Annotated in this window: 6 protein-coding genes, 1 tRNA gene and 1 rRNA gene; 5 read left to right on the forward strand and 3 right to left on the reverse strand. The window is 37.6% G+C overall.

What is annotated here, in order from left to right; genetic code table 11:
* Both phaZ and BN1082_RS08055 read left to right on the forward strand, forming a co-directional pair.
* On the forward strand, positions 1-888 hold the full coding sequence (gene phaZ, locus BN1082_RS08050; protein WP_176699709.1) for an intracellular short-chain-length polyhydroxyalkanoate depolymerase: 888 nt from the start codon (positions 1-3) through the stop codon (positions 886-888).
* A gap of 230 nt (positions 889-1,118) precedes the next feature.
* Complete coding sequence (locus tag BN1082_RS08055; protein WP_090633027.1) at positions 1,119-2,612, forward strand: acyl-CoA synthetase; 1,494 nt, start codon at positions 1,119-1,121, stop codon at positions 2,610-2,612.
* A 26-nt stretch (positions 2,613-2,638) separates the two neighbouring features.
* On the opposite strand, the gene BN1082_RS08060 is transcribed toward BN1082_RS08055, so the two are convergent.
* Together BN1082_RS08060 and BN1082_RS08065 are read right to left on the reverse strand one after the other, a co-directional pair.
* The gene (locus BN1082_RS08060; protein WP_176699692.1) at positions 2,639-3,535 is read right to left on the reverse strand and encodes an ABC transporter permease subunit; all 897 of its coding nucleotides are present in this window, start codon (positions 3,533-3,535) and stop codon (positions 2,639-2,641) included.
* A 52-nt stretch (positions 3,536-3,587) separates the two neighbouring features.
* Positions 3,588-4,433 (reverse strand): ABC transporter permease subunit, encoded by an 846-nt coding sequence (locus BN1082_RS08065; protein ID WP_090633031.1) that lies wholly within the window; start codon positions 4,431-4,433, stop codon positions 3,588-3,590.
* 422 nt (positions 4,434-4,855) lie between these two features.
* Between BN1082_RS08065 and BN1082_RS08070 the strand changes: the two genes are divergently transcribed.
* Positions 4,856-5,734 (forward strand): alkaline phosphatase family protein, encoded by an 879-nt coding sequence (locus BN1082_RS08070; RefSeq protein ID WP_090633033.1) that lies wholly within the window; start codon positions 4,856-4,858, stop codon positions 5,732-5,734.
* Positions 5,735-5,851: 117 nt separating this feature from the next.
* On the opposite strand, the gene BN1082_RS08075 is transcribed toward BN1082_RS08070, so the two are convergent.
* A tRNA-Ala gene (locus tag BN1082_RS08075) sits at positions 5,852-5,924 on the reverse strand.
* A 227-nt stretch (positions 5,925-6,151) separates the two neighbouring features.
* On the opposite strand from BN1082_RS08075, the gene BN1082_RS08080 reads away from it, so the two are divergent.
* Entirely contained in the window at positions 6,152-6,850 is a 699-nt protein-coding gene (locus tag BN1082_RS08080) for an MgtC/SapB family protein (protein WP_090633035.1), read from the forward strand.
* Positions 6,851-7,656: 806 nt separating this feature from the next.
* Positions 7,657-7,730: ribosomal RNA gene (locus BN1082_RS08085) — 16S ribosomal RNA — on the forward strand; the annotation flags it as partial.

Genomic DNA, 7,730 nt, shown 5'->3' on the forward strand with positions numbered 1-7,730 from the left:
ATGGTTAAGGTGACAATGAAGGAAGTCTTATTACCTAATGGGGAAACGCTAGCTTATCGCGAAAGAGAAGGTGGAGAAACAAAGGTATTATTGATTCACGGCAATATGACCTCTTCTAAGCATTGGGATCTTGTTCTTGATCAAATGGATGCGAAGTATAAACTGTATGCTGTGGATCTTCGCGGCTTTGGCGCCTCCACTTACAACCAGTTGATTATGTCGATTAAAGATTTTTCCGATGACGTAAAGCTGTTTGTCGATGAAATTGGGTTAAAGGACTTTGCACTTGTTGGCTGGTCAACGGGAGGTGCCGTTTCGATGCAATTTGTTGCTGATTACCCGAGTTATTGTAATAAATTAATTTTAATAGCATCGGAATCAACAAGAGGTTATCCTTTTGACGGAAAGATAAAGGAGCATGACGAGCTGCGGCGTTTTGCTCTTCACGAAGAAATTAAGCAGGACGTAATCCGTACCATTCCTGTGCAGATTGCTTATGACACTAATAATACGGAGCTATTAAAATTGATTTGGAATTCTGTTATCTATACACATAAGCAACCTACGCCAGAGCTCTATGATGAATATGTTCAAGACATGAGAACTCAAAGGAATTTAGCAGAAGTACATCATTCCAATAACACGTTTAATATTAGTCATCATCATAATGGTCTTGTTGAAGGGAATGGCAAAGTAGATGATATTCATGTGCCCGTTCTTGTGCTGCGTGGTGACCGCGATTTGGTTATTACCGCAGAAATGACTCAAGAACTTTTGGAAGATCTAGGAGAAAAAGCGGCTTTTATCGAATTAAAGAATTGTGGACATTCTCCATTAGTGGATGATCTTCCACAATTATTACATGCAATGACTTCATTTTTAGAATGAGGTGTAAAAAAGAGATTGCTGAAAAAGTAGCTATCATTGTAACTTTTTACGACCTTTTTTGAGGTCGTTTTCTTTTGGATTAGAATTAATAAATTTTCCCTTTTTTGAACTTTGTAGCAAGGGAGAAGAGAAATTTGTAGTAATTCCAGTTCGCGTACTCCTTTGTAACTCCTCTGTAACTAAAAATAAGTAAAATAGTGCCATCAATTACAGTGAAGGAGCGATTGAGGGTGAGCTGGGAACTGGATTGGCTCGAAAATAGAGCAAGATTATCGCCAAAGAAAACTGCTATTATAGATGAAATGACAAACAAGGCGTGGACATATCAAGAATTAAATGACCGGGCCATCTCTACTGCAAGTTGGCTTCACAATCAAGGCGTTAAAAAAGGCGATCGGATTGCTTTATTGTCGCCTAACCATATTTGTTACTTCGATCTATTATTCGCCTGTGGAAAAATGGGTGCCGTTTTTGTCCCGCTTAATTGGCGACTTTCGGTACAAGAAATAAACGAAATATTGGAGGATTGTAAACCGATTCTGATTGGAGTCCACCTTCAATTTTCATCCATTGCTAATCAAATTGATGGCCCAAGTTCTTTTTTAATCGGAGGGACCATCTATGATGAAATCGTTTCCTATAAAAAGGATGAATGTTGTAGTATCGACATCTCCGAAACCGACCCAATGGTGATGATTTATACAGGTGGAACGACCGGCAAACCAAAAGGTGTTGTGCTAAGCCATCGGTCTATCCTTTGGAATGCTATCAACACGGTATTAAGCTGGAACCTAGATGCTGAAGAGGTAACTATCAACTACTTACCGATGTTTCATACAGGTGGGTTAAATGCTTTATGTATACCTATACTTTTGAATGGCGGGACAGTGGTGCTTGCTGATCAATTTACCGGGCCAGGAGCAGTGGATTCCATCAATCAATTTCGCTGTACCGTTATTCTTTTGGTTCCTACCATGTATCATATGCTCATCCAAACACTTGAATTTCAAAACAACAAATTTCCAGACATGAAATTCTTTTTATCCGGTGCGGCACCATGTCCGTTACAAATTTATGATGCCTTTCAGAGAAAAGGTTTAGCGTTTAAAGAAGGATACGGGTTAACAGAGGCTGGGCCGAACAATTTTTACATTAGCCCGGAAGATGCCCAAATCAAAAGGGGCTCAGTAGGAAAACCGATGTTAATGAATGCTATAAAAATACTAAAAGCAGATGGTAAGGAAGCAGGGACAAACGAAGTAGGCGAATTGTTGATAAGAGGAAAGCATTCCTTCACATACTATTGGAACAATGACCGAGCAACACAGGAAACATTTAAGGACGGCTGGCTTTGTACAGGAGATTTGGCAAAAAGGGATGAGGATGGGTTCTATTATATTGTTGGCCGGAAAAAAGATATGATCATTACCGGTGGTGAAAACGTCTACCCACTTGAAATAGAGCATTGGCTTGCAGCCCATCCAGCGGTAGATGAAGTAGCAGTTACCGGATTGCCTGATGAAAAATGGGGGGAAATTGTCGCTGCCTTCATCGTGACAAAACCACCTATTACGTTGCAGGACGAAGAATTAAGGGCCTACTGCGAACCTAAGCTGGGAAGGTACAAAATTCCGAAGCGTTTTATTTACTTGGAGGAACTGCCAAAAACCCATGTTGGAAAAATAGATAAAAAGAAATTAATCGAATTATGCAACAAAATGTAAAAAGAAGGATGTTGTCATCCTTCTTTTTACATTTCCTCCTTGCTATATCGAATCATATCCCTCTTTTGAAAATAAGTTTTGATGGAATCATTGATCGATGCGACGCATATAGCTGTGATGATGAAGAATCCAATCGGGACCAATATAATCCATTGCTGAACAAAGAGGTAGCCAAGGCTGTCACCGATGAGTCCGGACCACTCATAGGATATCGATTTTGGAGGGTCACCATAAATCCCGTAGGATACAAATGTCCCACCAAAGAAGAGTTTCATAAATCCGAGATGGGCTAACAGCTGTAAGCTTTGAATAAACTGTTGTCCGAATAACAGAATCCATTTTTCATAAAGATGTGGGACAATATGTTTAAAGAAAATATACGGCTTGCTTGCACCAAGTGTTTTTGATACCTCAATGAACGGTTCTTTTTCGACAATCCTCATTTCGTTGCTTAAATGGATCGTAAGGTTTGGAATGGCAATGATAACCAGAATAAAGGTTTCAAACAGGGCACGCTGCCAAAAAGGATGCTGGAAGCCATCAACCGACATCCAAAGAACGCTTTTTAGGATAAAAAAAGCGATAATCGTTTGCGGAACGATTGAAAAAGGTTCAAATACAACCTTTAATCCATTATATATTCGCGGTTTTAACGAATAGATAAAAGCGCTCAATATTAAGGACAAAAGCATTCTACATAGCGTAACGACAATCGTAATCCCAATCGTATATTTTGCCCCTTCGATCATCATATCAAGCAAACTGTATCCGTTTCGATCTGAACCGAGTAAAAATACTTTAAATGGCGGATAGGGAGGGGCGGAAAGCATATTTCCTTTGGTGTCGGTTTGAAACATTACCTGATTAATTTTCCCGTGGGAGACGACATTATGGATCACGCTTGCTGTTAGAAGTGTGAGCATAAAAAGGACACTGAAGATGAACCTTTTTCTTTTTAATAAAAAAACAACCATTTCAGTGTGTATCCTTTCTGTGATCAAAGCTAGTCCACTCATAGATTCGATAGAGTATAAAAAACGGAATGAAAATCATCATGCAGCCGACAATAAAAGCATCGGGGGTTGTGGCCATCATCCTAAGCAGACCGTTCATATTAAACAAGTAATCTACCACTAACAGGGTGGAAAGCATCGACCAGATCACCGTTTTTGAAGTTCCATGCATTCCTTCCACAATATTTCGTAGAACATGTTTATTTAAAATATATACAAAGGAGAATCCCTTCGATTTTGCTAATACAATATAGTTTTTCTCCATTTCTTCCTCGATATAATGGATTAATACCTTTGTGATGTAAAAGCTAATCGGTACAGCCATACATATCACGGGAAGAAGGATCGCTTTTTCCCTAAGAGAAACAACCTGGGCAATTCTGACGCCGGTTTTCTTATAAATGTAGATGACCAACATCTGCAGTAGGAGAATAAACATTAAATCGGGAATGGATTCTAATAACTCTATTAGTTTTTTAATCAAATTGATTTTTTTTCGAAAAAAGATAAGAGCTACATATGAATTTAACAGTGCAATGATTACAGCAAGGATCAGACCTAATCCGAGAATTCTCATAGAATCAAAATAGAGAAAAAAAATGACGGAAAATATAGAGTTTCTATCGTTATATGATAAGTGAGTTAAGGTGAAAAGATGAATGGCTTCATTATAGATCGCTTGCACATATTCATCCGGATGAAAGGATAGATCATGAAATAAAACGGGGAGAACGCCTATTAAAATAAGAATGGCAATAGCGATCTTACACTGCAAAATTAACGACATTATTTTTTTTATAACAATCATAAAAGCATCCTTTTAGTTAAAATTTTCCTTCTCTTTAAAATTAACACAATTTATGAATAAAGTGCAAAAAATTAACAAACGTTAACTGATACTAAAGAGAATCGTAAAAACGGTTCGATTATATGAATCCCTTTTTTTATTTTCATTTGCTAATATATAATAGTAGTCTATGTTAAAGTTTATTGTTGATTTTGCCACTATGTTGATTAGAGCGGAAGGCGCGAGATCCTCGAAAATGCTATCGCATTTCCTTCGTGCGGTGTTAATTCAAGGATGCTGATTCAACGTCCTGCGGGAAAAACGGGTCAAGGGAGACCCCGCAGGCGCACAGTGCCGAGGAGGCTCCCGAACCGCCACTAGAGTGAAATTCAACAGGCTAGTTTAACAGAGCTAATAGTAAAAAAAGAAAGAAGGCGTGGAGTTTGTTTAGACAATGGGGTTTGCTCTTTCTTTTACTCGTATTTCTATTAAGTGCTTGTACAATAAATCAGACAAAAAAGCAGGCGCCGGTTAAAAAAAATACCGCTGCAGTATCAGTGAAACTTCCGAAAATTGATCATATCGTCATTGTGGTGGAGGAAAATCATTCACAAAAAGCAATCCAAGGGAATCAATCTGCTCCTTATATAAATTCTCTAATGAAGCTGGGGACCAACCTAACGAACTATTACGCTATAGAGCATCCTAGTCAGCCTAATTATTTGGACTTGTTCTCCGGCTCTAATCAAGGGGTCACGAATGATAGCGTACCGAATACGAAATTTTCCACGAGGAATTTGGCGAGTGAGCTATTGGAAAAGAAACAATCATTTGTCGGCTACTCAGAGGATCTGCCATCTGTGGGCTTTAATGGGGAATCAACTGGTTCAGGAGGTTATGCCCGCAAGCATAATCCATGGGTAAACTTCACCAATGTACCTAATCAAGCAAATCAGCCATTGGTAAACTTTCCTACAGATTTTAATCAATTGCCCACAGTTTCTTTTGTTATTCCTAATCTCCGGCATGACATGCATGACGGAACAGTAATGGAAGCAGATCAGTGGCTGAAAGATCATATCGATCCATATGTTCAATGGGCACAAACACATAATAGCTTACTGATTGTGACATGGGATGAAGACGATTTCTCTCAAGAAAACAAAATACCGACTTTTGTTGTCGGACCAATGGTGAAAAAAGAAGAATTCACTGAAAAGGTTAATCACTTTAATCTTTTAAGAACGATTGAGGATATTTACGGATTATCACACGCAGGAAAAAGTGAATCGGTTAAACCGATTATAGGGATATGGAGATAGACAATCGTGAAGCATGTGGTGGATAACAAATAAAAATAATGAGAAAAGAAGAGTTTAAAGATTTCAGAATGTGATTACAAACAAAAAAGACCATGCTTATGCATGGTCTAAAATGTATGGAGACTATCGGGATCGAACCGACGACCTCTTGCATGCCATGCAAGCGCTCTCCCAGCTGAGCTAAGCCCCCGTATTTAATTGGTACAAAAAAGATTATATCTGTATCATTCAATTCTTGCAAGAGGAAATTTCGCGAATGCAGAAATATAAAAAAGAATGATTAATTATTTTTGCAAAAAATATATATTTAGTACCTTGAAATTATTTTTTGACAATAGGATAATTTCAAAGTTGATTAATCTAATAAAATATCAAAAGAACAAATAAAATGAGAGAAATAAACTAACAGGGGGAAATATGACAGAGTTGTGGCAATTTATTAATAATGACGTCCTTTTAAAATTAACCTTTTCTGCAATAGCTGGGATAGGAATTGGATTAGAAAGAGAATTAAAAGGAAAACCGCTAGGTGTAAAAACATGCTTCATAATTTCAGTTATGGCATGTTTGTTAACAGTTGTCTCATATGAATCTGCTTTCCTTTATTCTAAACCATACTCGCGGCCTATGGATCCAGGCCGAATACCATCTTATATTATTAGTGGAATTGGCTTTTTAGGCGCAGGGGTCATATTAAGAAGGAGTAACGAAGTAATATCTGGCTTAACAACCGCTTCTTTAGTACTCGCTTCAGCTGGGATTGGGATTACCATTGGCGCAGGGTTTTATTTTGAGGCAATCACGGGAGTTATTTTTCTAATTATAGGTGTAAAGGTTCTTCCCACTTTATTTGAAAAAATTGGCCCTAAAAAACTAAGGGAAAAAGAAATAAAAGTAAGGCTGACAATCGAAAAGACGACAAACTTAACCGATTTGTTAAAAGAAATGAAAAACAATAAGCTGGGTGTAAAACACGTTAAAGTTAAAGAGGAATTCGAAGATATTGTAATTAGTTGCATTGTCATTACCTATAAAGGTGTCTATACTACAGATATTTATTATGTCTTGAAATCATTAATTGGTGTCATTCAAGTAGAAGTGGAAGCCGTGGACTAACAAAAGGAAGCCTGTGAGGCATCCTTTTTTTATTTTGGCTGTGTTAAAAGTCATTGTTGATTTTTGAAACTTTGTTGATTGGAGCGGAAGGCGCGAGACTCCTGCGGGAGTACGGGGCAGGGGAGACCCCACAGGCGCAAGCGCCGAGGAGGCTCCCCGGAACGCCCGCGGAAAGCGAAGCGCCTGGAGCGCAAATCAACAGACAAGTTTAACAAAGCCTTTATTTTTAAAATCCGAAAAGATCATGAAGCTTCGATACATTTAGAAGATGGAATAAATGAATCTGCGCGAGGGTTCTAAACTATTATGAAGAAAAAATTATTAGGTCAGAAAGATTTTATTTGATGTGGAGATATTATAGAAGAATTATTCACACTCTGTGGATAAAGTGTATTTTAGATTTCTATTAATACCATCTCAATGATTAGATGCTGGGGATAAGGTTGTGAATAATTGGTTTAAACAAATTAAGACGAAAAAGTAATTGAAAAACTTCAATAAAAAAATTATAAAATTATGTTGCAATCATTTTTTTATCATGGTATATTTGATCTCGTCCTCATCAAGAGAGTCAAACGGTTAGAAAGAAATTTAAAAAACTTGTTGACATGATAATGAGCGATATGTTAAGATAAAGAAGTCGCTTTTTGGGCGGATGAGAAAAACTTGATAGTACAAACTAATGTTAAATCGAGTTTTAAACACATTGTTCTTTGAAAACTAAACAAACAAAAACGTCAACAAACAATAATTATTCACTTCATTTAATGATGTGAAGCCAACGTAAATTTCGAGCTAAATCAACTTTCTTGGAGAGTTTGATCCTGGCTCAGGACGAACGCTGGCGGCGTGCCTAATACATGCAAGTCGAGCGAATCTT

This window comes from Neobacillus massiliamazoniensis (assembly GCF_001048695.1).
Taxonomy (GTDB): domain Bacteria; phylum Bacillota; class Bacilli; order Bacillales; family Cytobacillaceae; genus Neobacillus; species Neobacillus massiliamazoniensis.

Bases quoted from the DNA above. Each gene is read 5' to 3' on its own strand.
- phaZ (WP_176699709.1), top strand. From the start codon at position 1: ATGGTTAAGGTGACAATGAAGGAAGTCTTATTACCTAATGGGGAAACG.
- BN1082_RS08060 (WP_176699692.1), bottom strand. From the start codon at position 3,535: ATGCTCACACTTCTAACAGCAAGCGTGATCCATAATGTCGTCTCCCAC.
- BN1082_RS08065 (WP_090633031.1), bottom strand. From the start codon at position 4,433: ATGATTGTTATAAAAAAAATAATGTCGTTAATTTTGCAGTGTAAGATC.
- BN1082_RS08080 (WP_090633035.1), top strand. From the start codon at position 6,152: ATGACAGAGTTGTGGCAATTTATTAATAATGACGTCCTTTTAAAATTA.